Genomic DNA, 21096 nt, shown 5'->3' on the forward strand with positions numbered 1-21096 from the left:
ACAACCCTGCTTCTTTACTTTCTATCAGACAATCTGTGTGAGCACTACGAGGTTGTATCTTTACAGGTAAGGAGGTGATCCAACCGCAGGTTCCCCTACGGTTACCTTGTTACGACTTCACCCCAGTCATGAATCACAAAGTGGTAAGCGCCCTCCCGAAGGTTAAGCTACCTACTTCTTTTGCAACCCACTCCCATGGTGTGACGGGCGGTGTGTACAAGGCCCGGGAACGTATTCACCGTGGCATTCTGATCCACGATTACTAGCGATTCCGACTTCATGGAGTCGAGTTGCAGACTCCAATCCGGACTACGACGCACTTTATGAGGTCCGCTTGCTCTCGCGAGGTCGCTTCTCTTTGTATGCGCCATTGTAGCACGTGTGTAGCCCTGGTCGTAAGGGCCATGATGACTTGACGTCATCCCCACCTTCCTCCGGTTTATCACCGGCAGTCTCCTTTGAGTTCCCGGCCGAACCGCTGGCAACAAAGGATAAGGGTTGCGCTCGTTGCGGGACTTAACCCAACATTTCACAACACGAGCTGACGACAGCCATGCAGCACCTGTCTCAGAGTTCCCGAAGGCACTCCCGCATCTCTGCAGGATTCTCTGGATGTCAAGACCAGGTAAGGTTCTTCGCGTTGCATCGAATTAAACCACATGCTCCACCGCTTGTGCGGGCCCCCGTCAATTCATTTGAGTTTTAACCTTGCGGCCGTACTCCCCAGGCGGTCGACTTAACGCGTTAGCTCCGGAAGCCACGCCTCAAGGGCACAACCTCCAAGTCGACATCGTTTACGGCGTGGACTACCAGGGTATCTAATCCTGTTTGCTCCCCACGCTTTCGCACCTGAGCGTCAGTCTTCGTCCAGGGGGCCGCCTTCGCCACCGGTATTCCTCCAGATCTCTACGCATTTCACCGCTACACCTGGAATTCTACCCCCCTCTACGAGACTCAAGCTTGCCAGTTTCAAATGCAGTTCCCAGGTTGAGCCCGGGGATTTCACATCTGACTTAACAAACCGCCTGCGTGCGCTTTACGCCCAGTAATTCCGATTAACGCTTGCACCCTCCGTATTACCGCGGCTGCTGGCACGGAGTTAGCCGGTGCTTCTTCTGCGAGTAACGTCAATGAATGAGCGTATTAAACTCACTCCCTTCCTCCTCGCTGAAAGTACTTTACAACCCGAAGGCCTTCTTCATACACGCGGCATGGCTGCATCAGGCTTGCGCCCATTGTGCAATATTCCCCACTGCTGCCTCCCGTAGGAGTCTGGACCGTGTCTCAGTTCCAGTGTGGCTGGTCATCCTCTCAGACCAGCTAGGGATCGTCGCCTAGGTGAGCCTTTACCCCACCTACTAGCTAATCCCATCTGGGCACATCTGATGGCATGAGGCCCGAAGGTCCCCCACTTTGGTCTTGCGACGTTATGCGGTATTAGCTACCGTTTCCAGTAGTTATCCCCCTCCATCAGGCAGTTTCCCAGACATTACTCACCCGTCCGCCGCTCGTCACCCGAGAGCAAGCTCTCTGTGCTACCGCTCGACTTGCATGTGTTAGGCCTGCCGCCAGCGTTCAATCTGAGCCATGATCAAACTCTTCAATTAAAGTTTGATGCTCAAAGAATTAAACTGTTAGTTCGTAATGAATTAACTGTTGTTCACTTGAGACTTGATATTCATTTATCGTCCGAAGACGTTAAGATATCAGTGCCCCGAGTGCCCACACAGATTGTCTGATAAATTGTTAAAGAGCGGCGCGACGCGGCTTACAGCCTGCTGTCGCGAGGTGGCGTATATTACGCTTTCCTCTTTCAGAGTCAACCATTAATTTCAGGTTTTTCTCTCATCGCTTCGGCTATTTCGTGAAGTGCTTCACGTTCCGTCTCGATGGAGGCGCATTATAGGGATCTTAGTTTTCAGCACAACCCTTTTTTCGATCTTTTCTTTCAACTGCTGTTTTTTCATTCTTATTGCTGTGATCCCATACGATCTGCTCAATGAATGCACGCATTTGCGCTTGCACTACGTCCTAAATCCAACCAAAGTCTTCATACGATTAATAAGAAACCGAGGCTATTTATGTCTTCTGTATTCAGACCTTATAAAAATACCTTTCCCCACATAGGTCAGCGAGTCATGGTTGATAGCTCAAGCGTCGTGGTTGGCGATGTAAGAATGGCGGACGATGTGGGAATTTGGCCCCTCGTCGTTATCCGGGGTGACGTTAACTCAGTTTCTATTGGCGCTCGAACCAATATTCAGGATGGCAGCGTACTGCATGTCACTCATAAATCGTCCTATAACCCCGATGGTAATCCGTTAGTCATTGGTGAAGACGTTACCGTTGGCCATAAGGTCATGCTGCATGGTTGCACGATTGGTAACCGAGTACTGGTTGGCATGGGCTCCATAGTACTCGACGGTGCCACTATAGAAGATGATGTGATGATAGGTGCCGGGAGTCTGGTACCGCAGAATAAACGCCTTGAAAGTGGCTACCTTTATCTCGGTAGCCCGGTAAAGCAGATTCGACCGCTGAAAGATACTGAGCTGGAAGGGCTGCGCTATTCAGCAAACAACTATGTTAAATGGAAAGATGAGTATCTAACTCAGGAGAGCCAGATCCAGCCCTGAGTGTCCTCTTGCTGAGCAGCGATCAGTTGCTCAGCATCTTCTTCTACATCCCATCGGTTCTTACGGAACGCATGTAGCCATTGCTCAGGGGTGTCCCCTGAAAAGCGGGCCACCAGCACTGTACGGGGGATCGCGCAAGTTAACACCAGTCCATTAACCAATGCCGGAAAACAGATGGCTTGTTGCGTCTCGTCCCAGTGCTCTCTGTCCGGAAACTGAATCGCCTGATTCATTGCCCTAGCTCCCGCTTGAGCGTCTCAATGACTGGGGCGACTTCTGGTAGTACGTCATGCCAGAGCAGCACGGCGTGTGCAGCTTGTGCCACCAGCATTCCTAACCCATCCGCCAGTTGTGTTGCACCCTGTGTATGACACCATGAAAGAAACGGCGTTAGCTCTTTCTGATAAAACATGTCATAGCACCCGGTTTCCGCGTTAATTAGCGAAACTGGCAGCGCCGGGATCTCACCATTGATCCCACCAGACGTCGCATTAATGATGAGATCGAAGTGATGCCCAACCAGATCCTGCAGCGCGACGGCATTGACGCTGCCCGTGTGGCTGAACAGCGCCGCCAACTCCTGCGCCCGGGCAAACGTGCGGTTGGTGATAGTGACTGCGCAATCCAGCGAGAGAAGCGGTAACAATACGCCTCTGGCCGCACCGCCTGCGCCTATTAAGAGGATCCGGTCGCGCGGTTTGATCATCGCGAGCCGTTCAAGATCGCTTAACAACCCGATCCCATCCGTGTTGTCACCAAGTAAACGACCATCCTCCAGCCGCTTTATCGTGTTGACGGCACCCGCAAGCGCCGCTCTTTCTGTCAGCGCATCCGCGCGTGCAAAGGCCTGCTCTTTAAATGGCACCGTGACATTGGCTCCCTTCCCGCCAGCGTCAAAGAAGTTTTCCAGTGTCGTAACGAAATTATCGAGCGGCGCCAGCACGCGTCCATACGGATATGAAATGCGTAGTTGCGCAGCAAACTGTTGATGAATGAAAGGCGATTTGCTGTGCGAAACTGGATTACCAAAAACGGCATAGGTTTCCATTCGTTACCCTTGTCGGAAAAGTTCACCCGTTAGCGCATCCCGGATCTCAGAAGGGTTCTGACGCCCGCCGGTTGGTCCATGCAGCACCGGGAAATCATCACCGAATTGTGCCAGCACTTCCTGCGCCGTACGGCATGGTTCTAGTCCCGAAAGGTTAGCACTCGTCGATACCAGCGGCTTACCAAACGCTTCACACAATGCAATAACCAGCGGGTGGTTCGTCACACGTACCGCCAGCGAGTCGAAACGGCCTGTTAACCAGCGCGGCGTTGATGGCTTCGCGGGAAAGACAAATGTTACGGGTCCAGGCCAGCATGCAAAGACGGCTTCGCGCTGCTGAGATGTAAGCGCAGCATCATCTATATAAGGTTTGAGTTGTTCAAAATTTGCTGCGATCAGGATTAACCCTTTCTCTACAGGCCGCTGCTTGAGTTCGAGCAAACGGTTTACGGCAGTTTCGCTATCTGGATCGCATCCAACTCCAAAGACAGCTTCTGTCGGGTAAGCGATGACATGTTCATTTTTAAGGACGTCGACAACTTGCGATATCGCGTCTGCAGGTTGGTTATTCTTCACAGGCTTATTCCGCCGTTACCGGCTTTCCACATTGTTTACTGGCACAAAAGCGTTTCACACCTTGCGCGGTTTTCTTCTCAATAAGGAGGGGATAGTGACATTCCGGGCATTCACCGGCTACTGGTTTGAAATTAATGACAAACTGGCACTCCGGGTAGCGATCGCAGGAATAGAACGTTTTGCCAAAGCGCGAACGGCGCTGAATGAGATGGCCTGCGCTACACTGCGGGCAAGACAGTGCGGTTTCATCGGGTTTATCGATTTGTTCAGTGTGTTCGCATTCAGGGTAATGACTACAGCCGATAAACATACCGAAACGTCCCTGACGAAGCACAAGCGTCGCGCCGCATGCCGGGCAATGCTGGCCTTCAAGCTCTTTAACAACATGTCCATCCACCAGGCCTTTTAATGGCCGGACGTAATCACATTCAGGATAATGCGAACATCCCAGGAAAGGCCCGTGCTTCCCGGAACGAATAATGAGTTCAGCCCCGCATTTTGGGCAGGGCTCGTGTTTGGGCACAGAAAAGAGTGCTGACCTTGCCATAATTCACCACTGCGCTGAAAATATCAGTGCAGCATACCGTCATTCACTTCAAAGAGCAGTTCTTCCATTTGCTGATAGGCATTTTCACATCCGGGAATGTTGAAAAGCACCATCAGAATGACCCACTTTAAATCTTCTAAATCAAACTCGGCCGTATCCAGCGCCATGACGCGCTCAATAACCATTTCACGAGTTTCGAGATTCAGCACCTGAATTTGTTCCAGAAACAGCAGGAACCCCCGACAGCTGGCGTCCAGCCGCTGGCACTCCTCTGCGGTGAAAATACGCATTGAGAGTGGGTCCGACGCCAGTTGCATCGGCGCGGAAAGACCGTCCTGATAATCCGCCAGCTTTTCCAGCCATAACAGCGCATTAAAGATATCTTCCTGATCAAAACCCGCATCCGTCAGGTCCCGCGTCAGCTTATCCTGATCAACGCGCATTTCCGCTTCGTTATGGATATAGGTTTCAAACAAATACATTAGTACGTCGAACATGGCCTGCCCTCCTCACTCGGACATAGCCGCCGGGTACAGCTGCGATCCATCCTGCTAACTCCAGTTCGAGTAGCTGGGCTACCGTCAATGGCACAGGTTGGCCGGCACGTTCAGCGACGACGTCAACAGGTGTAACCTCATCTCCTACGTTAGCCAACAGCTCAGGAAATGGCAATGCACCTTCCTCTTGATCCGGTGAATAATTCGCAGTGTTGAGCCATGGCAGCTCATTTTGTAAATAATCGATGATGTCCTGAGGATGCGTAACGGCGATAGCGCCTTCTTGAATAAGCCTGTGCGGCCCTTCACATCCGGGATTACCAACCGGCCCCGGCAGAGCGAAAACCTCACGCCCCTGCTCCAGCGCACACCGGGCGGTAACCAGCGAGCCGCTGCGCAATGCCGCTTCAACCACCAGCACACCGAAACTTAATCCACTGATAATGCGGTTGCGTCTGGGGAAATTAGCCGGGCGCGGCTGTGCCTCGAATGGAAACTCTGTCACAAGCGCACCGCCATGCTCAACGATCTCTTGTGCCAGTTGTCGATGGCGCGCCGGGTAAATCTGCGCCAGTCCATTACCTAACACGGCTATTGTTTTGCCTTGTGCCTGTAACGCGCTGCGGTGCGCAATGGCATCAATACCAAGCGCGAGCCCGCTGGTTAAGGTCAGGCCACTTTCGGCCAGGGCATAACAAAGCTTACTGCCCCATTGTTCGCCGTACCAGGAATGATGACGGCTACCGACGACCGCCAGTTGTGCTCTGGCAAGCGTTGTTATATCGCCCGCCACCAACAACGCGCCGGGAAACCAATCGATAGCCCTCAGCGAAATGGGATATGCAGGAGAGAGCGCAGTAAGTAAATGGTGGTCTGGCATTTCAAGCCAGCGCAACACCGTCTCGAGCGCTGTAAAAGGATAGTCAAAGAACAGCCTGCGCTGGTTTGCGTTTAACCCAGCAAGGCGCAGCGCCTCGGCAGGATCCTCACTCGCATTTTGCAGCCGCTGAAAAGCTCTTACCATGACTTCGCCACTCAGGCTATAAACCGCCATCAGGCGTAACCAAATCTCCGTTGGTGACATTGCGCTATCCCTCGCCAAACGCCGTTCTCTAATCCCTGTGATTCGTTGCTGATGCTGTCAATCAAAGGGGGATTTGTCTAGAATAGAGGGTAAGATCCTTTCAACTCTTGAATACAGCTCTGGAAATTTATGTCAGTTTTGCAGGTATTACATATTCCGGACGAGCGGCTTCGCATCGTCGCTGAACCGGTTAAAGAAGTTAATGCAGATATTCAGCGTATCGTTGATGATATGTTCGATACGATGTATGCCGAAGAAGGTATAGGTCTTGCTGCGACGCAGGTAGATATTCATCAGCGAATTATCGTTATCGATGTTTCTGAGAACCGCGATGAAAGATTGGTACTGATCAACCCGGAGCTGCTGGAGCAGTCTGGCGAAACCGGTATTGAAGAAGGTTGCCTTTCAATTCCGGAGCAACGCGCTTTTGTGCCGCGCGCCGAAAAAGTGAAAATTCGCGCGCTCAACCGCGACGGTAAATCTTTTGAGCTGGAAGCAGATGGCCTGCTGGCAATTTGTATCCAACACGAAATGGATCATCTGGTCGGCAAACTCTTTATCGATTATCTGTCGCCGATGAAGCGCCAACGTATTCGTCAAAAAGTTGAAAAACTGGATCGCATGAAGGCAAAAGCCGCAGGTTAAATAAAGACAGGGAATAACGTGTCCGAGTCACTTCGCATTATTTTTGCCGGTACGCCGGATTTCGCAGCGCGTCATCTTGAGGCGTTGTTATCTTCCTCTCATCAGGTTGTCGGCGTATTTACTCAGCCAGACCGCCCGGCAGGTCGTGGCAAAAAGTTAATGCCAGGACCGGTGAAAATACTGGCGCAAGAAAACGGTATTCCTGTTTTTCAGCCGAAGTCACTGCGCCCTGCTGAAAACCAGGCGCTTGTGGCTGGGCTAAACGCAGATGTAATGGTCGTAGTCGCTTATGGCTTGATCCTTCCTGAAGCCGTGCTCGCGATGCCTCGCCTGGGCTGTATCAATGTGCATGGGTCCCTACTGCCTCACTGGCGGGGTGCGGCGCCAATCCAGCGTTCATTATGGGCTGGCGATGCCGAGACCGGTGTGACTATCATGCAAATGGACAAGGGACTTGATACTGGCGATATGCTGCGTAAGCTCGCGTGTCCCATTACATCAGAAGATACCAGCGCCTCGCTGTATGACAAACTCGCACGGTTGGGGCCACAAGGTCTGCTTGAGACGCTTCGCGATCTCGCCAACGGCAATATCGCTCCGGAAAAACAGGATGATGCCCAGGCGACCTATGCAGAGAAACTGAGTAAAGAAGAGGCTCGCCTCGACTGGTCGTTATCCGCCGCGCAGCTTGAGCGTTGTATCCGCGCTTTTAATCCCTGGCCCGTCAGCTATTTCATGATTGACGATCAGCCCGTCAAAGTCTGGAAAGCGTCCGTCATGACTAACCAGAGCGATGCCGCGCCGGGTACTGTTCTTGATGCCAGTAAGCAAGGCATCCAGATAGCGACCGCCGAAGGCATGCTGAACCTGGAAATGCTCCAGCCAGCCGGTAAAAAAGCAATGACGGCACAGGATCTGTTGAACTCTCGCCGTGAGTGGTTTACACCCGGCAATATTCTCGCCTGAGTGCGACATAAGCAGCCCGGTTTTCCGGGCCTTTTTATTTCAGATGCAGGTTACCCTGCCCGTGGTTATGAAAAAATCCATTAATCTCCGCAGCCTGGCGGCACAGGCTATCGAACAGGTCGTCGAAAAAGGCCAGTCGCTGAGTACGGTTCTGCCGCCGCTTCAGCATAAAGTATCCGATAAAGACAAAGCCCTGTTGCAGGAGCTTTGCTTCGGTGCTTTGCGCACCCTTTCGCAGCTCGAATGGCTTATTAATAAGCTGATGGCTCGCCCGATGACGGGTAAACAGCGCACAATTCATTATCTCATTATGGTCGGTTTGTACCAGCTGCTATATACACGTATTCCCCCGCATGCGGCTCTGGCGGAAACGGTAGAAGGCGCGGTGGCTATCAAGCGTATGCAATTTAAGGGACTGATTAACGGCGTATTGCGTCAGTTTCAGCGACAACAGGAAGCGTTGGTTGAAGAATTTGCCGGTCAGGAGGCCCGTTATCTGCACCCCTTGTGGTTGTTACGGCGTCTACAGGCGGCTTATCCTCAACAATGGCAGGCGATAGCTGAGGCCAATAACGAACGACCGCCAATGTGGCTGCGTGTTAATCGCCAATATCATTCTCGTGATGAATGGATCACGCTACTTGAAGAAAATGGTATGACAGGCCATACCCATCTGCGCTATCCGGACGCCGTACGCCTCGATACACCGGCACCCGTGGCTGCGCTTCCGGGCTTCGACCAGGGCTGGGTTACGGTTCAGGATGCTTCGGCGCAGGGTTGCGTTGAGCTGCTTGGGCCGCGAAATGGCGAGACAATCCTTGATCTGTGCGCTGCACCAGGCGGCAAAACGACGCACATTCTCGAAGCTGCACCGCAAGCTAAAGTCATGGCCGTTGATGTTGATGCTCAACGCATCACTCGCGTCTATGAAAACTTAAAGCGCCTGAAAATGCAGGCAGAAGTGAAGGTAGGGGATGGGCGCGCTCCGGCGACATGGTGTGGCGATACGCAATTCGACAGGATCCTGTTAGACGCGCCTTGTTCCGCGACGGGCGTTATTCGTCGCCACCCCGATATAAAATGGCTGCGCCGTGATTCTGATATCACGGAGCTTGCGCAACTGCAGTCTGAAATTCTCGACGCTATCTGGCAACACCTTAAGCCGGGCGGTACGCTGCTTTACGCCACCTGCTCCGTATTACCTGAAGAAAACAGCGAACAGATTCGAGCGTTTCTCAGGAGGACACCCGATGCGCAACTTGATGGCACTGGTTCGGCGCAAACGCCCGGTATACAAAATCTCCCTGGCGCGATTGAAGGTGATGGCTTCTTTTACGCTAAGCTAATCAAAAAGTGATCGGGCCCGCAGCAGCGGCCCCGGATGGGTAAAGCAAAACGATGAAGATAATCATTCTGGGCGCCGGTCAGGTCGGCGGTACGCTGGCAGAAAACCTGGTGGGCGAAAACAACGATATTACGGTTGTCGATACCAACAGCGATCGCTTGCGCATACTTCAGGATAAGTTTGATTTGCGTGTTGTGCAGGGACACGGCTCTCATCCGCGCGTCTTGCGCGAAGCGGGCGCAGACGACGCTGACATGCTTGTCGCGGTCACCAGTTCTGATGAAACGAATATGATAGCCTGTCAGGTGGCCTATTCTCTTTTCAATACGCCAAACCGTATCGCACGCATTCGCGCTCCGGATTATGTTCGCGATGCCGAACGTCTATTCACACCAGAGGCGGTGCCCATCGATCACCTCATCGCCCCAGAGCAACTGGTAATAGACAATATCTATCGTCTGATTGAATATCCAGGCGCGCTTCAGGTCGTAAACTTTGCGGAAGGTAAAGTCAGCCTTGCGGTAGTGAAAGCATATTATGGCGGCCCATTAGTAGGAAATGCGCTTTCAACGATGCGTGAACACATGCCACACATTGATACTCGTGTGGCAGCAATTTTTCGCCATGACAGGCCCATTCGCCCGCAGGGTTCGACGATTGTCGAAGCGGGCGATGAAGTTTTCTTCATTGCCGCCTCACAGCATATTCGTGCTGTGATGAGTGAGCTTCAGCGTCTCGAAAAGCCCTATAAGCGCATTATGCTTGTTGGTGGCGGTAACATCGGTGCCGGCCTCGCTCGTCGACTCGAAAAAGACTACAGCGTTAAGCTTATTGAGCGCGACCAGCAACGCGCTGCTGAACTCGCCGAGAAACTGCAAAATACGATTGTTTTTTATGGCGATGCCTCGGATCAGGAACTGCTGGCAGAAGAGCATATCGATCAAGTGGATCTGTTTATCGCTGTGACTAACGATGACGAAGCCAACATTATGTCTGCTATGCTCGCCAAACGCATGGGCGCCAAAAAGGTGATGGTGCTGATTCAACGTCGCGCGTATGTGGACCTGGTGCAAGGAAGTGTCATTGATATTGCTATCTCACCGCAGCAAGCGACTATTTCTGCACTACTCGGCCATGTCCGCAAAGCGGATATAGTCAGCGTTTCATCGCTGCGCCGTGGAGTGGCAGAAGCTATCGAAGCCGTTGCACATGGGGACGAAACCACATCGCGAGTGGTTGGACGCGTCATTGATGATATTAAGCTGCCGCCAGGCACGATTATTGGTGCCGTAGTCCGCGGGAATGACGTAATGATCGCCAATGATAATTTACGTATTGAGCAGGGCGACCATGTGATTATGTTCCTGACCGATAAAAAGTATGTCACGGATGTCGAGCGCCTGTTTCAGCCAAGCCCCTTCTTTTTATAATCACCGGGCGGCTCTGCCGCCTTTGTTATCCCCCCTGTTATATCCGCATGATCTTCAAGGACAAAAAGATATTTTCAAGAATCATGAGAATGGAAAATCACTATTCCTTTGTTAGACTTAGTTAGGCTTTGGTATCCGGGGAGTTGAAAATGAGTTTTTTTAAAGAGTTTCGTGAATTCGCTATGCGCGGAAACGTAGTGGATCTGGCAGTAGGTGTCATCATCGGTGCTGCGTTTGGTAAGATCGTCTCTTCACTGGTTGCGGATATCATCATGCCGCCGCTGGGTTTACTCATTGGAGGAATCGATTTTAAACAGTTTGCTCTGACTCTACGCCCGGCCGTTGGGGATACACCTGCTGTCGTTATGCATTATGGTATTTTTATCCAGAATGTATTCGACTTTATCATTGTGGCTTTCGCTATTTTTCTGGCTATTAAGGTGATTAATAAATTGCATCAGAAAAAACCGAAGGAAGCGCCGGGGCCGAGCAAAGAGCAGGTACTGCTTACTGAAATTCGTGATTTGCTGAAAGAGCAAAACCGTCACCAATAACGCTTCTTAAAACCAAAAGGCCAGTGGTAAAGAAGCGATTCGCTTGTTGACCACTGGCCTCCCAGTTCCCCCGTTTCCCATGCTTTGTTTTACGCTGATAACTTCCTTTCCCTTTCTGATTCTTTTCAATACGTTGTCTAAATAATGGATCATGTAGCAGGGCTTCGATGGCGTTATCCTGAATTTGCCCTTTCGTATGTTTGTAATGACTCATAAATGCTCCTGTGTTTATTCGTCGCAAGTGTAGGTGCGTAAATAAAAAAGATCAATGCCGCTCAGTTTCACCATTCGCGCCTTGTTCCAGGGTCTCAAGGATTGAACAGTAAACGCTGCTATGTGCTGTCCCACAACAGGCGTCGTTCAGTTTTTGCAGAGAAACACGCATGTTTTGCAATTCCTGAATACGGCTGTCTACTTCATGCAGGCGAGCCTGAACAATACTTTTCGATTCCTGACAGGTGTGATGCTCAGGATCGATTCGAATGGATAACAGTTCTCGGATAGCTTCAAGCGTAAAGCCGAGCTGCCGGGCATGGCGGATGAACCTCAGACGACGTAGATCATTATCGGTATAGAGCCGGAAACCGCCTTCGGTACGAATCTCATGCTCCATCATATGTTGTTTCTCGTAATAACGCACAGTGTCAGGTGTAACGCCCGCGAGGCGAGCAAGTTCTCCAATCCGATACATATTATTTCTCCAATTTATGGGAAACATTGTTAGAGTAATTACCGTGTATAAATGCAGTACTAAGCCCAGCTTGTTTCAGCTTCAGCTCAAGTAGTAACAGCCGTTTAGAAACATGTTGATAGTCCGGGTGCTGTTCATTGATTCCTTGTAGAAGGTCATACAACATTAAAGCCTCTTTACGAGCTTCAAGTTCAGGCGGAAGAAAACCTGCATTTTTTAACAACCTATAACCTACACGAAGCTCAGGACTGAGATGAGAATCATCATCCAGAATTAATGGCTTGCCTGTACCCGGGAGATTGTTGAATTCACCTCTTTCCTGGGCCTCAAGAATATGGCGTTCAGCCCACTGATCCATTAGCCACATTATGACCTCCCTGAAAGAATGAGAGAATGAACAGAAGAGAAGGATAGGCGATAGAGGAAGAGAACGACAGATATAAAAAAACCCGCCGAGGCGGGTTTTTTCAATACACTGCAAATTACTCTGCAGCTGCTTCTGCTTGCGGCTCGGCGCGATCAACCAGCTCGATGTAAGCCATCGGAGCGTTGTCACCAGCACGGAAGCCACACTTCAGAATGCGAGTGTAACCACCGGCACGGCTCGCGAAACGCGGGCCCAGCTCATTAAACAGTTTTGCCACGATCTCGTTATCACGAGTACGGGCGAATGCCAGACGACGATTAGCTACGCTGTCGGTCTTGGCAAGAGTAATCAGCGGCTCAACTACGCGACGCAGCTCTTTCGCTTTCGGCAGGGTCGTCTTGATGATTTCATGACGAACCAGGGAGCCGGCCATGTTGCGGAACATTGCCTGGCGATGGCTGCTGTTGCGGTTCAGTTGACGACCACTCTTACGATGGCGCATGACCTTATCCTTCTCAGTAAAACCTTAACCTGTGATCCGGTTACTCATCTGCAATGCTTGCCGGCGGCCAGTTTTCCAGGCGCATGCCCAGAGACAGACCACGGGAAGCCAGCACATCTTTAATCTCAGTAAGAGATTTCTTACCAAGGTTCGGCGTTTTCAGCAACTCAACCTCGGTACGTTGTACCAGATCACCGATGTAGTGGATAGCTTCTGCCTTAAGGCAGTTAGCAGAGCGGACAGTCAATTCCAGATCGTCAACAGGGCGCAGCAGGATCGGATCGAATTCTGGTTTCTCTTCTTTAACTTCTGGCTGACGAACATCACGTAAGTCAACGAAAGCTTCAAGTTGTTCTGCCAGGATGGTTGCCGCACGACGAATCGCCTCTTCAGGATCGATTGTGCCGTTGGTTTCCATTTCGATGACCAGCTTGTCCAGGTCGGTACGCTGTTCTACACGCGCTGCTTCAACATTGTAGGCAATACGTTCTACAGGGCTGTAGCAAGCGTCGACCAGCAGACGGCCGATTGGGCGCTCATCTTCTTCCGAATGAATTCGGGCAGACGCCGGCACATAACCACGACCGCGCTGAACTTTGATACGCATGCTAATAGATGCGTTTTCATCGGTCAGGTGGCAGATCACGTGCTGCGGCTTGACGATTTCGACATCACCATCATGGGTGATGTCGGCTGCGGTTACAGGGCCAATGCCAGATTTATTCAGAGTAAGTACAACTTCATCTTTACCCTGAACTCTTACCGCCAGCCCTTTCAGGTTGAGCAGGATTTCCAGGATATCTTCCTGAACGCCTTCTTTGGTGCTGTACTCGTGCAGTACACCATCAATCTCAACCTCGGTCACCGCGCAACCCGGCATCGATGAAAGCAGAATACGGCGCAGTGCGTTACCCAGAGTATGGCCAAAGCCACGCTCTAAAGGCTCAAGGGTCACCTTGGCGTGCGTCGAACTCACTTGCTCGATATCTACCAGGCGCGGTTTTAGAAACTCTGTCACAGAACCCTGCATTGTGTCCTCTCTTTGGTACTAAGCTTTACTTGGAGTAAAGCTCGACGATCAGGTGTTCGTTAATGTCCGCAGACAGATCGGTGCGCTCAGGCTTACGCTTGAAGGTACCTTCCATCTTGCCAGCATCAACTTCCAGCCAGGTTGGCTTTTCACGCTGCTCAGCCAGCTCCAGAGCGGCTTTCACGCGAGACTGCTTTTTCGCTTTCTCACGAACGCTAACTACGTCGTTCGGACCAACCTGGTAAGAAGCGATGTTAACAACACGACCGTTTACCATAATGGCTTTATGGCTAACCAACTGACGTGCTTCAGCACGAGTGGCACCAAAGCCCATACGGTATACAACGTTGTCCAGACGACCTTCCAGCAGAGCCAACAGGTTTTCACCGGTGTTGCCTTTCAGACGCGCGGCTTCTTTGTAGTAGTTACGGAACTGACGCTCCAGCACACCGTAGATACGGCGGACTTTTTGCTTTTCACGCAACTGCACACCATAGTCAGACAGACGCGGTTTACGTGCGCCGTGCTGGCCAGGAGCTTGTTCAATTTTACACTTGGTATCGATCGCGCGAACGCCAGACTTAAGGAACAGGTCTGTGCCCTCGCGACGGCTCAGCTTGAGCTTAGGACCCAAATATCTTGCCATTTTCTTTCTCCAACATTCCTAAAAACGGGCGTTATACGCGACGTTTTTTCGGCGGACGACAACCGTTGTGAGGGATCGGAGTCACATCAGTAATATTAGTGATGCGGAAACCAGCGGCGTTCAGAGCACGAATAGTAGATTCGCGGCCCGGACCCGGTCCCTTAACCATAACTTCCAGGTTCTTGATACCGTATTCTTTCACGGCTTCTGCGCAACGCTCTGCTGCAACCTGAGCTGCGAACGGAGTGGATTTGCGAGAACCACGGAAACCGGAACCACCGGCAGTTGCCCAACCCAGAGCGTTACCTTGACGATCAGTAATAGTAACGATGGTGTTGTTGAAAGAAGCATGGATATGAGCCACGCCGTCAGAGACTTGTTTTCTTACACGCTTACGTGCACGAACTGGTGCCTTTGCCATTATTCAATCACCCCGATTATTTCTTGATCGGTTTGCGCGGACCCTTACGGGTACGTGCGTTGGTCTTGGTACGCTGACCGCGAACCGGGAGACCACGACGATGACGCAAACCGCGATAGCAACCAAGATCCATCAGGCGCTTGATGCTCATACTCACTTCACGGCGCAGATCACCTTCAACGACAAATTTGGCAACTTCGTCACGCAGCGTGTCGATTTGTTCTTCAGACAGCTCACTGATCTTAACATCTTCAGCGAAACCCACTGCAGCAAGAATAGCTTTAGAACGGGTTTTACCGATACCGTAGATCGAGGTTAATGCGATTACGGCATGCTTATGATCAGGAATGTTAATGCCTGCTATACGGGCCACTATGCACTCCTACAATATTGATTATGCGTCCCATGCTGAAAAGCCCGTTTTCAGGATACTCAAATGGAAACGCATAGACATACAAAAGATTGGCTGGCTAATCTAGCCAGCTCAACCCAACTTTGCAAGAAAAATATGCGAGATAATCAGCCTTGACGCTGTTTATGCTTCGGCTCGGCACTGCAAATCACGCGGATGACGCCATCACGCTTAACGATTTTGCAGTTACGGCATAATTTCTTGACGGAAGCACGAACTTTCATTTTTACTCTCCGTAACTTCTCAAGCGACCATTAACGGCCATAGCCTTTGAGGTTCGCTTTCTTCAATGCAGACTCATACTGACTAGACATCATCAGAGTTTGCACTTGAGCCATAAAGTCCATGATGACGACAACAACGATAAGTAACGACGTCCCACCAAAATAGAACGGTACTTTCATAGCATCACGCATGAACTCCGGGATCAGGCAAATGAAAGTAATGTACAACGCGCCAACTAAAGTCAGACGTGTCATTACTTTATCGATATACTTCGCCGTTTGTTCTCCCGGACGAATTCCTGGTACAAATGCACCGGACTTCTTCAGGTTATCTGCTGTTTCACGCGGGTTGAAGACCAACGCCGTGTAGAAGAAACAGAAGAAGATGATTGCAGACGCATAGAGTAACACATAAAGCGGTTGCCCAGGCTGCAAATACAGCGAAATTGTTGTCAGCCAGTTCCAACCAGTACCGCCCCCAAACCATGACGCAATGGTTGCTGGGAACAGAATAATACTGGAAGCGAAAATCGCCGGAATAACCCCAGCCATGTTCACTTTCAGCGGTAAATGTGTGCTCTGTGCAGCATAGACACGGCGACCTTGCTGACGCTTTGCATAGTTAACAACAATACGGCGTTGACCACGCTCAACAAATACAACAAAGAAGGTCACTGCGAATACTAATACTGCAACCAACAGCAACAGGAGGAAGTGCAGTTCGCCTTGCCGCGCTTGCTCGATGGTATGGCCAATGGCCGGCGGAAGGCCCGCAACGATACCAGCGAAAATTATGATCGAGATACCGTTACCGATACCGCGCTCAGTAATCTGTTCGCCCAGCCACATAAGGAACATTGTTCCGGTAACCAGGCTAACAACAGCGGTGAAATAGAATGCAAAGCCCGGATTCATTACCAGGCCTTGCATACCAGGCATATTCGGCAGACCAGTAGCAATACCGATCGACTGAAATATTGCCAGCACCAGAGTGCCGTAACGGGTGTACTGGCTGATCTTACGACGACCAGACTCCCCTTCTTTCTTCATTTCAGCCAATGTCGGATGAACGACAGTCAGCAACTGGATAATAATAGAAGCCGAAATATACGGCATAATACCCAGAGCGAAGATTGAAGCACGGCTAAGGGCACCACCAGAAAACATGTTAAACATTTCAATGATGGTGCCACGCTGTTGCTCAAGCAGTTTGGCAAGTACAGCGGCATCAATACCAGGGATTGGAATAAAAGAGCCAATTCGGAACACAATCAGCGCACCGATAACAAACAGCAGTCTGCGTTTCAGTTCGCCAAGCCCACCTTTGGCACTTTGAAAATCTAATCCCGGTTGTTTAGCCATCTGCTACTTATTCCTCGATTTTACCGCCAGCAGCTTCGATAGCAGCACGAGCGCCTTTAGTCACACGTAAGCCACGAACAGTTACCGGACGAGTAACTTCACCAGCCAGAATCACTTTCGCGAATTCGATCTGGATACCGATAATGTTTGCCGCTTTCAGTGTGTTCAGGTCTACTACGTCGCCTTCTACTTTAGCCAGATCAGACAGACGAACTTCTGCCGTAATCATTGCCTTACGAGAAGTGAAACCGAATTTCGGCAGACGACGGTACAGAGGCATCTGACCGCCCTCGAAACCGCGACGTACGCCACCGCCAGAACGAGACTTCTGACCTTTGTGACCACGACCACCGGTTTTACCGAGGCCAGAACCGATACCACGACCCAGGCGTTTACCCGCCTTTTTGGAGCCTTCGGCCGGAGACAGAGTATTTAAACGCATCTCTTACTCCTCAACTTTAACCATGAAGGAAACCGCGTTGACCATACCGCGAACAGCAGGAGTATCCTCGCGCTCAACGGTGTGGCCAATACGACGCAGACCCAGGCCAAGCAGCGTTGCCTTATGTTTCGGCAGACGACCGATTGCACTGCGGGTTTGAGTGATTTTAATAGTCTTTGCCATGGTCAATTACCCCAGAATTTCTTCAACGGATTTACCACGCTTGGCAGCGACCATTTCCGGGGATTTCATGTTGGCGAGGCCATCAATAGTTGCACGAACCACGTTGATCGGGTTGGTGGAACCATAGGCTTTAGCCAGAACGTTATGAACCCCAGCGACTTCCAGAACGGCGCGCATTGCACCACCGGCAATAATACCGGTACCTTCGGAAGCCGGCTGCATGAATACACGAGAACCCGTGTGAGCGCCTTTAACAGGGTGCTGCAGGGTGCCGTGGTTCAGCGCGACGTTAATCATATTGCGACGGGCTTTTTCCATCGCTTTCTGGATCGCTGCCGGAACTTCGCGTGCTTTACCGTAACCAAAACCAACGCGGCCGTTGCCATCACCAACTACAGTAAGAGCGGTGAAGCTAAAAATACGACCACCTTTAACGGTTTTAGATACGCGGTTTACCGCGATCAGCTTTTCCTGCAGTTCGCCAGCTTGTTTTTCGATGTGAGCCATCTTACACCTCTACCTTAGAACTGAAGGCCAGCTTCACGGGCAGCATCTGCCAGTGCCTGGACACGACCATGATATTGGAAACCAGAGCGGTCAAAGGAAACATCTTTGATGCCTTTTTCCAGCGCGCGCTCAGCAACAGCTTTACCAACTGCAGCCGCGGCGTCTTTGTTTCCAGTGTACTTCAGTTGCTCAGCGATAGCTTTTTCTACAGTAGAAGCGGCTACCAGAACTTCAGAACCGTTCGGGGCGATTACCTGTGCGTAAATATGACGCGGGGTACGATGTACCACCAGGCGGGTCGCACCAAGCTCTTTGAGCTTGCGACGTGCGCGGGTCGCACGACGGATACGAGCAGATTTCTTATCCATAGTGTTACCTTACTTCTTCTTAGCCTCTTTGGTACGCACGACTTCGTCGGCGTAACGAACACCCTTGCCTTTATAAGGCTCAGGACGACGGTAGGCGCGCAGGTCAGCAGCAACCTGGCCGATCAGCTGTTTATCAGCGCCTTTCAGCACGATTTCAGTCTGAGACGGACATTCTGCAGTGATACCCGCTGGCAGCTGATGATCAACAGGGTGAGAGAAACCCAGAGACAGGTTTACTACATTTCCTTTGATCGCTGCACGATAACCTACACCAACCAGCTGCAGCTTCTTAGTGAAGCCTTCGGTAACACCGATAACCATTGAATTCAGCAGGGCACGCGCGGTACCAGCCTGAGCCCAACCGTCCGCAAAACCAGCACGCGGACCGAAAGTCAGAGCATTATCTGCATGATTAACTTCAACAGCATCGTTGAGAGTACGAGTCAGCTCGCCGTTTTTACCTTTGATCGTGATAACCTGACCGTTGAGTTTTACATCAACGCCGGCAGGAATAACGACCGGTGCTTTAGCAACACGAGACATTTTTTCCTCCGATTAGGCTACGTAGCAGATAATTTCGCCACCAAGACCAGCCTGGCGCGCTGCACGATCAGTCATAACACCTTTAGAGGTAGAAATAACCGCGATACCCAGACCGGCCATAACTTTCGGCAGCTCATCTTTTTTCTTATAGATGCGCAGACCTGGGCGGCTGACACGCTGAATGCTTTCTACAACAGCTTTACCCTGGAAATACTTAAGCGTTAATTCCAGTTCCGGCTTGGTGTCGCCTTCAACTTTAAAATCTTCGATAAAACCTTCTTCCTTCAGCACGTTGGCGATTGCCACTTTCAGCTTGGAGGAAGGCATGGTGACCGCAACTTTGTTCGCGGCCTGACCGTTACGGATACGGGTCAGCATATCCGCGATCGGATCTTGCATGCTCATCTGTCTTTACTCCCGTGATTCAATTGGTGACAATTACCAGCTAGCCTTTTTCAGACCCGGGATTTCACCGCGCATAGCGGCTTCACGGACCTTGATACGGCTCAACCCGAACTTCCGCAGGAAAGCGTGCGGACGACCAGTTTGACGGCAGCGGTTACGCTGACGAGACGGGCTGGAATCACGCGGCAGAGTCTGCAGCTTCAGAACAGCGTTCCAACGATCTTCGTCGGAAGCGTTCACATCAGAAATGATCGCTTTCAGTTCAGCGCGTTTAGCGAAGTATTTTTCAGCCAAAGCTACGCGCTTTACTTCGCGTGCTTTCATTGATTGCTTAGCCATGAAGTAACCCTACCTTACTTGCGGAACGGGAAGTCAAAGGCAGCCAGCAGAGCACGGCCTTCTTCATCAGATTTCGCAGTAGTGGTAATGGTAATATCCAAACCACGAACGCGATCGACTTTGTCATAGTCGATTTCCGGGAAGATGATCTGCTCACGGACACCCATGCTGTAATTGCCACGACCGTCGAAAGACTTAGCGGACAAGCCACGGAAGTCACGGATACGCGGTACAGCAATAGTGATCAGGCGCTCAAAGAACTCCCACATGCGTTCGCCACGCAGAGTTACTTTACAGCCGATCGGATAGCCCTGACGGATTTTGAAGCCTGCAACAGATTTGCGTGCTTTGGTGATCAGCGGTTTTTGACCGGAGATTGCTGCCAGATCAGCTGCTGCGTTATCCAGCAGTTTCTTGTCAGCGATCGCTTCACCAACACCCATGTTCAGGGTGATCTTCTCGACCCGAGGGACTTGCATGACAGAATTGTAGTTGAACTGAGTCATCAGTTTATTAACTACTTCGTCTTTGTAGTAATCATGCAGTTTCGCCATCGTACTACTCCAAATTACTTGATAGTTTCGCTGTTAGATTTGAAGAAACGGACTTTTTTGCCCTCTTCGAATCTAAAGCCTACACGGTCAGCCTTGCCGGTAGCCGCATTGAAGATTGCAACGTTAGAAACCTGAATAGCAGCTTCTTTTTCAACGATGCCACCCGGTTGGTTCAGGGCCGGAACCGGCTTCTGATGTTTTTTAACCAGGTTAATACCTTCAACAATGATCTTGCCGGAAGACAGGACATTCTTAACTTTACCGCGCTTACCTTTATCTTTACCGGTTAACACGATAACTTCGTCATCACGACGGATTTTAGCTGCCATGATTCGCTCCTTAGAGTACTTCTGGTGCCAGAGAGATGATTTTCATAAACTTCTCAGAACGAAGTTCACGAGTTACCGGCCCAAAAATACGCGTACCGATAGGCTGCTCGCTGTTGTTGTTCAGAAGAACACAAGCATTGCCATCGAAGCGAACGACAGAACCGTCAGGGCGACGAACACCCTTCTTGGTGCGCACCACTACCGCCTTCAGCACATCACCTTTCTTAACTTTACCGCGAGGAATTGCTTCCTTAATGGTAATTTTGATGATATCGCCGACGCCTGCGTAGCGACGGTGCGAGCCACCCAGAACCTTGATACACATTACGCGACGCGCGCCGGAGTTGTCGGCGACGTTCAGCATAGTCTGTTCTTGGATCATTTCAGTGCTCCGCTAATGTCAACTACTACTTCGGGACCTAAATATCAGGTCGTTAAAAATC

General features: G+C 50.9%; 32 protein-coding genes and 1 rRNA gene. 6 read left to right on the plus strand and 27 right to left on the minus strand.

Going from position 1 to position 21096, the window contains the following annotated elements; all coding sequences use genetic code 11:
• Nucleotides 1-67: 67 nt before the first annotated feature.
• Nucleotides 68-1607: ribosomal RNA gene (locus tag AFK62_RS18040) — 16S ribosomal RNA — on the minus strand.
• A 474-nt stretch (nucleotides 1608-2081) separates the two neighbouring features.
• Between AFK62_RS18040 and AFK62_RS18045 the strand changes: the two genes are divergently transcribed.
• A complete protein-coding gene (locus tag AFK62_RS18045; RefSeq protein ID WP_032984263.1) occupies nucleotides 2082-2636 on the plus strand; it encodes a gamma carbonic anhydrase family protein in 555 nt (184 codons plus the stop codon).
• Here AFK62_RS18045 and AFK62_RS18050 read toward each other — a convergent pair.
• Genes AFK62_RS18050 through dprA form a run of 6 tightly spaced genes read right to left on the minus strand, consistent with a single transcriptional unit; the run spans nucleotide 2612 to nucleotide 6388 of the window.
• Nucleotides 2612-2869, minus strand: coding sequence for a DUF1488 family protein (locus AFK62_RS18050; RefSeq protein ID WP_007670097.1), 258 nt, complete (start codon nucleotides 2867-2869; stop codon nucleotides 2612-2614). The genes AFK62_RS18045 and AFK62_RS18050 overlap by 25 nt on opposite strands.
• Complete coding sequence (aroE, locus tag AFK62_RS18055) at nucleotides 2866-3684, minus strand: shikimate dehydrogenase (RefSeq protein ID WP_007670094.1); 819 nt, start codon at nucleotides 3682-3684, stop codon at nucleotides 2866-2868. Before aroE ends, AFK62_RS18050 begins: the two co-directional genes overlap by 4 nt.
• Nucleotides 3685-3687: 3 nt before the next feature.
• Nucleotides 3688-4260, minus strand: coding sequence for an L-threonylcarbamoyladenylate synthase type 1 TsaC (tsaC, locus tag AFK62_RS18060; protein WP_032984262.1), 573 nt, complete (start codon nucleotides 4258-4260; stop codon nucleotides 3688-3690).
• 4 nt (nucleotides 4261-4264) lie between these two features.
• Complete coding sequence (locus AFK62_RS21625) at nucleotides 4265-4807, minus strand: DNA topoisomerase family protein (RefSeq protein WP_071884404.1); 543 nt, start codon at nucleotides 4805-4807, stop codon at nucleotides 4265-4267.
• Nucleotides 4808-4830: 23 nt separating this feature from the next.
• Nucleotides 4831-5304 carry a DUF494 family protein Smg gene (gene smg / locus AFK62_RS18070; RefSeq protein ID WP_007670082.1) on the minus strand — a complete coding sequence of 158 codons (474 nt, stop codon included), beginning with the start codon at nucleotides 5302-5304 and terminating at the stop codon, nucleotides 4831-4833.
• Nucleotides 5276-6388 (minus strand): DNA-protecting protein DprA, encoded by a 1113-nt coding sequence (dprA, locus tag AFK62_RS18075; protein ID WP_007670079.1) that lies wholly within the window; start codon nucleotides 6386-6388, stop codon nucleotides 5276-5278. The genes smg and dprA overlap by 29 nt, the downstream gene beginning before the upstream one ends.
• A gap of 129 nt (nucleotides 6389-6517) precedes the next feature.
• Between dprA and def the strand changes: the two genes are divergently transcribed.
• From def to mscL, 5 genes are all read left to right on the plus strand, one after another.
• Nucleotides 6518-7033: a peptide deformylase gene (def, locus tag AFK62_RS18080; protein ID WP_007670076.1), complete on the plus strand. Its 516-nt coding sequence runs from the start codon at nucleotides 6518-6520 to the stop codon at nucleotides 7031-7033.
• 18 nt (nucleotides 7034-7051) lie between these two features.
• A complete protein-coding gene (gene fmt, locus AFK62_RS18085; protein ID WP_007670061.1) occupies nucleotides 7052-7999 on the plus strand; it encodes a methionyl-tRNA formyltransferase in 948 nt (315 codons plus the stop codon).
• Nucleotides 8000-8066: 67 nt separating this feature from the next.
• Nucleotides 8067-9356: a 16S rRNA (cytosine(967)-C(5))-methyltransferase RsmB gene (rsmB, locus tag AFK62_RS18090; protein ID WP_032984266.1), complete on the plus strand. Its 1290-nt coding sequence runs from the start codon at nucleotides 8067-8069 to the stop codon at nucleotides 9354-9356.
• A 41-nt stretch (nucleotides 9357-9397) separates the two neighbouring features.
• On the plus strand, nucleotides 9398-10774 hold the full coding sequence (gene trkA / locus AFK62_RS18095; protein WP_007670057.1) for a Trk system potassium transporter TrkA: 1377 nt from the start codon (nucleotides 9398-9400) through the stop codon (nucleotides 10772-10774).
• Nucleotides 10775-10923: 149 nt separating this feature from the next.
• Nucleotides 10924-11328, plus strand: a complete 405-nt coding sequence (gene mscL, locus AFK62_RS18100) for a large-conductance mechanosensitive channel protein MscL (protein WP_007670055.1) — start codon at nucleotides 10924-10926, stop codon at nucleotides 11326-11328.
• Here mscL and AFK62_RS21630 read toward each other — a convergent pair.
• The 20 genes from AFK62_RS21630 to rplN all read right to left on the minus strand — a co-directional run bounded on the left by AFK62_RS21630 (nucleotide 11282) and on the right by rplN (nucleotide 21035).
• Nucleotides 11282-11542 (minus strand): alternative ribosome-rescue factor A, encoded by a 261-nt coding sequence (locus tag AFK62_RS21630; RefSeq protein WP_071884405.1) that lies wholly within the window; start codon nucleotides 11540-11542, stop codon nucleotides 11282-11284. The genes mscL and AFK62_RS21630 overlap by 47 nt on opposite strands.
• A gap of 51 nt (nucleotides 11543-11593) precedes the next feature.
• Entirely contained in the window at nucleotides 11594-12019 is a 426-nt protein-coding gene (zntR, locus tag AFK62_RS18105) for a Zn(2+)-responsive transcriptional regulator (protein ID WP_032984261.1), read from the minus strand.
• A gap of 1 nt (nucleotide 12020) precedes the next feature.
• Nucleotides 12021-12386 carry a DnaJ family domain-containing protein gene (locus tag AFK62_RS18110; RefSeq protein WP_007670043.1) on the minus strand — a complete coding sequence of 122 codons (366 nt, stop codon included), beginning with the start codon at nucleotides 12384-12386 and terminating at the stop codon, nucleotides 12021-12023.
• A gap of 115 nt (nucleotides 12387-12501) precedes the next feature.
• Nucleotides 12502-12888, minus strand: a complete 387-nt coding sequence (rplQ, locus tag AFK62_RS18115) for a 50S ribosomal protein L17 (protein ID WP_004388624.1) — start codon at nucleotides 12886-12888, stop codon at nucleotides 12502-12504.
• A gap of 40 nt (nucleotides 12889-12928) precedes the next feature.
• Nucleotides 12929-13918 (minus strand): DNA-directed RNA polymerase subunit alpha, encoded by a 990-nt coding sequence (locus AFK62_RS18120; protein WP_004388623.1) that lies wholly within the window; start codon nucleotides 13916-13918, stop codon nucleotides 12929-12931.
• A 25-nt stretch (nucleotides 13919-13943) separates the two neighbouring features.
• Nucleotides 13944-14564, minus strand: a complete 621-nt coding sequence (rpsD, locus tag AFK62_RS18125; protein WP_032967342.1) for a 30S ribosomal protein S4 — start codon at nucleotides 14562-14564, stop codon at nucleotides 13944-13946.
• Between the two features lie 31 nt (nucleotides 14565-14595).
• Entirely contained in the window at nucleotides 14596-14985 is a 390-nt protein-coding gene (gene rpsK / locus AFK62_RS18130) for a 30S ribosomal protein S11 (protein WP_004388621.1), read from the minus strand.
• Between the two features lie 16 nt (nucleotides 14986-15001).
• A complete protein-coding gene (gene rpsM, locus AFK62_RS18135) occupies nucleotides 15002-15358 on the minus strand; it encodes a 30S ribosomal protein S13 (RefSeq protein ID WP_004388620.1) in 357 nt (118 codons plus the stop codon).
• A 146-nt stretch (nucleotides 15359-15504) separates the two neighbouring features.
• Complete coding sequence (gene rpmJ / locus AFK62_RS18140; RefSeq protein ID WP_000868187.1) at nucleotides 15505-15621, minus strand: 50S ribosomal protein L36; 117 nt, start codon at nucleotides 15619-15621, stop codon at nucleotides 15505-15507.
• A 30-nt stretch (nucleotides 15622-15651) separates the two neighbouring features.
• On the minus strand, nucleotides 15652-16983 hold the full coding sequence (gene secY / locus AFK62_RS18145; RefSeq protein WP_007670030.1) for a preprotein translocase subunit SecY: 1332 nt from the start codon (nucleotides 16981-16983) through the stop codon (nucleotides 15652-15654).
• Nucleotides 16984-16990: 7 nt separating this feature from the next.
• Nucleotides 16991-17425 carry a 50S ribosomal protein L15 gene (rplO, locus tag AFK62_RS18150; RefSeq protein ID WP_004388618.1) on the minus strand — a complete coding sequence of 145 codons (435 nt, stop codon included), beginning with the start codon at nucleotides 17423-17425 and terminating at the stop codon, nucleotides 16991-16993.
• 3 nt (nucleotides 17426-17428) lie between these two features.
• Nucleotides 17429-17608 (minus strand): 50S ribosomal protein L30, encoded by a 180-nt coding sequence (gene rpmD, locus AFK62_RS18155; protein ID WP_001140434.1) that lies wholly within the window; start codon nucleotides 17606-17608, stop codon nucleotides 17429-17431.
• A 6-nt stretch (nucleotides 17609-17614) separates the two neighbouring features.
• Entirely contained in the window at nucleotides 17615-18115 is a 501-nt protein-coding gene (gene rpsE / locus AFK62_RS18160) for a 30S ribosomal protein S5 (protein WP_004388617.1), read from the minus strand.
• Nucleotides 18116-18129: 14 nt separating this feature from the next.
• Nucleotides 18130-18483, minus strand: coding sequence for a 50S ribosomal protein L18 (gene rplR, locus AFK62_RS18165; RefSeq protein WP_000358956.1), 354 nt, complete (start codon nucleotides 18481-18483; stop codon nucleotides 18130-18132).
• Between the two features lie 9 nt (nucleotides 18484-18492).
• Nucleotides 18493-19026, minus strand: coding sequence for a 50S ribosomal protein L6 (gene rplF / locus AFK62_RS18170; RefSeq protein WP_007670019.1), 534 nt, complete (start codon nucleotides 19024-19026; stop codon nucleotides 18493-18495).
• 12 nt (nucleotides 19027-19038) lie between these two features.
• Nucleotides 19039-19431 (minus strand): 30S ribosomal protein S8, encoded by a 393-nt coding sequence (rpsH, locus tag AFK62_RS18175; protein WP_007670005.1) that lies wholly within the window; start codon nucleotides 19429-19431, stop codon nucleotides 19039-19041.
• A 33-nt stretch (nucleotides 19432-19464) separates the two neighbouring features.
• A complete protein-coding gene (gene rpsN, locus AFK62_RS18180; protein ID WP_004388614.1) occupies nucleotides 19465-19770 on the minus strand; it encodes a 30S ribosomal protein S14 in 306 nt (101 codons plus the stop codon).
• A gap of 14 nt (nucleotides 19771-19784) precedes the next feature.
• On the minus strand, nucleotides 19785-20324 hold the full coding sequence (gene rplE, locus AFK62_RS18185; protein ID WP_007670001.1) for a 50S ribosomal protein L5: 540 nt from the start codon (nucleotides 20322-20324) through the stop codon (nucleotides 19785-19787).
• Between the two features lie 14 nt (nucleotides 20325-20338).
• On the minus strand, nucleotides 20339-20653 hold the full coding sequence (gene rplX, locus AFK62_RS18190) for a 50S ribosomal protein L24 (RefSeq protein ID WP_007670000.1): 315 nt from the start codon (nucleotides 20651-20653) through the stop codon (nucleotides 20339-20341).
• A 10-nt stretch (nucleotides 20654-20663) separates the two neighbouring features.
• The gene (gene rplN / locus AFK62_RS18195; protein ID WP_004388611.1) at nucleotides 20664-21035 is read right to left on the minus strand and encodes a 50S ribosomal protein L14; all 372 of its coding nucleotides are present in this window, start codon (nucleotides 21033-21035) and stop codon (nucleotides 20664-20666) included.
• Nucleotides 21036-21096 lie beyond the last annotated feature (61 nt).

Origin of the sequence: Cronobacter condimenti 1330, assembly GCF_001277255.1 — a bacterium.
In the GTDB taxonomy this organism is placed as follows: domain Bacteria; phylum Pseudomonadota; class Gammaproteobacteria; order Enterobacterales; family Enterobacteriaceae; genus Cronobacter; species Cronobacter condimenti.

Excerpts from the sequence above, each read along its gene's own strand:
- rplF (WP_007670019.1), bottom strand. The coding sequence starts at position 19,026 with ATGTCTCGTGTTGCTAAAGCACCGGTCGTTATTCCTGCCGGCGTTGAT.
- AFK62_RS18110 (WP_007670043.1), bottom strand. The coding sequence starts at position 12,386 with ATGTGGCTAATGGATCAGTGGGCTGAACGCCATATTCTTGAGGCCCAG.
- rpmD (WP_001140434.1), bottom strand. The coding sequence starts at position 17,608 with ATGGCAAAGACTATTAAAATCACTCAAACCCGCAGTGCAATCGGTCGT.
- def (WP_007670076.1), top strand. The coding sequence starts at position 6,518 with ATGTCAGTTTTGCAGGTATTACATATTCCGGACGAGCGGCTTCGCATC.
- rpmJ (WP_000868187.1), bottom strand. The coding sequence starts at position 15,621 with ATGAAAGTTCGTGCTTCCGTCAAGAAATTATGCCGTAACTGCAAAATC.
- AFK62_RS21630 (WP_071884405.1), bottom strand. The coding sequence starts at position 11,542 with ATGAGTCATTACAAACATACGAAAGGGCAAATTCAGGATAACGCCATC.
- rpsD (WP_032967342.1), bottom strand. The coding sequence starts at position 14,564 with ATGGCAAGATATTTGGGTCCTAAGCTCAAGCTGAGCCGTCGCGAGGGC.
- rsmB (WP_032984266.1), top strand. The coding sequence starts at position 8,067 with ATGAAAAAATCCATTAATCTCCGCAGCCTGGCGGCACAGGCTATCGAA.
- rpsE (WP_004388617.1), bottom strand. The coding sequence starts at position 18,115 with ATGGCTCACATCGAAAAACAAGCTGGCGAACTGCAGGAAAAGCTGATC.
- aroE (WP_007670094.1), bottom strand. The coding sequence starts at position 3,684 with ATGGAAACCTATGCCGTTTTTGGTAATCCAGTTTCGCACAGCAAATCG.
- AFK62_RS21625 (WP_071884404.1), bottom strand. The coding sequence starts at position 4,807 with ATGGCAAGGTCAGCACTCTTTTCTGTGCCCAAACACGAGCCCTGCCCA.
- rplE (WP_007670001.1), bottom strand. The coding sequence starts at position 20,324 with ATGGCGAAACTGCATGATTACTACAAAGACGAAGTAGTTAATAAACTG.
- zntR (WP_032984261.1), bottom strand. The coding sequence starts at position 12,019 with ATGTATCGGATTGGAGAACTTGCTCGCCTCGCGGGCGTTACACCTGAC.
- rplO (WP_004388618.1), bottom strand. The coding sequence starts at position 17,425 with ATGCGTTTAAATACTCTGTCTCCGGCCGAAGGCTCCAAAAAGGCGGGT.
- AFK62_RS18045 (WP_032984263.1), top strand. The coding sequence starts at position 2,082 with ATGTCTTCTGTATTCAGACCTTATAAAAATACCTTTCCCCACATAGGT.
- rplR (WP_000358956.1), bottom strand. The coding sequence starts at position 18,483 with ATGGATAAGAAATCTGCTCGTATCCGTCGTGCGACCCGCGCACGTCGC.
- dprA (WP_007670079.1), bottom strand. The coding sequence starts at position 6,388 with ATGTCACCAACGGAGATTTGGTTACGCCTGATGGCGGTTTATAGCCTG.
- rplN (WP_004388611.1), bottom strand. The coding sequence starts at position 21,035 with ATGATCCAAGAACAGACTATGCTGAACGTCGCCGACAACTCCGGCGCG.
- rpsH (WP_007670005.1), bottom strand. The coding sequence starts at position 19,431 with ATGAGCATGCAAGATCCGATCGCGGATATGCTGACCCGTATCCGTAAC.
- rpsK (WP_004388621.1), bottom strand. The coding sequence starts at position 14,985 with ATGGCAAAGGCACCAGTTCGTGCACGTAAGCGTGTAAGAAAACAAGTC.
- mscL (WP_007670055.1), top strand. The coding sequence starts at position 10,924 with ATGAGTTTTTTTAAAGAGTTTCGTGAATTCGCTATGCGCGGAAACGTA.
- smg (WP_007670082.1), bottom strand. The coding sequence starts at position 5,304 with ATGTTCGACGTACTAATGTATTTGTTTGAAACCTATATCCATAACGAA.
- rplQ (WP_004388624.1), bottom strand. The coding sequence starts at position 12,888 with ATGCGCCATCGTAAGAGTGGTCGTCAACTGAACCGCAACAGCAGCCAT.
- AFK62_RS18050 (WP_007670097.1), bottom strand. The coding sequence starts at position 2,869 with ATGAATCAGGCGATTCAGTTTCCGGACAGAGAGCACTGGGACGAGACG.
- trkA (WP_007670057.1), top strand. The coding sequence starts at position 9,398 with ATGAAGATAATCATTCTGGGCGCCGGTCAGGTCGGCGGTACGCTGGCA.
- AFK62_RS18120 (WP_004388623.1), bottom strand. The coding sequence starts at position 13,918 with ATGCAGGGTTCTGTGACAGAGTTTCTAAAACCGCGCCTGGTAGATATC.
- rpsN (WP_004388614.1), bottom strand. The coding sequence starts at position 19,770 with ATGGCTAAGCAATCAATGAAAGCACGCGAAGTAAAGCGCGTAGCTTTG.
- secY (WP_007670030.1), bottom strand. The coding sequence starts at position 16,983 with ATGGCTAAACAACCGGGATTAGATTTTCAAAGTGCCAAAGGTGGGCTT.
- rplX (WP_007670000.1), bottom strand. The coding sequence starts at position 20,653 with ATGGCAGCTAAAATCCGTCGTGATGACGAAGTTATCGTGTTAACCGGT.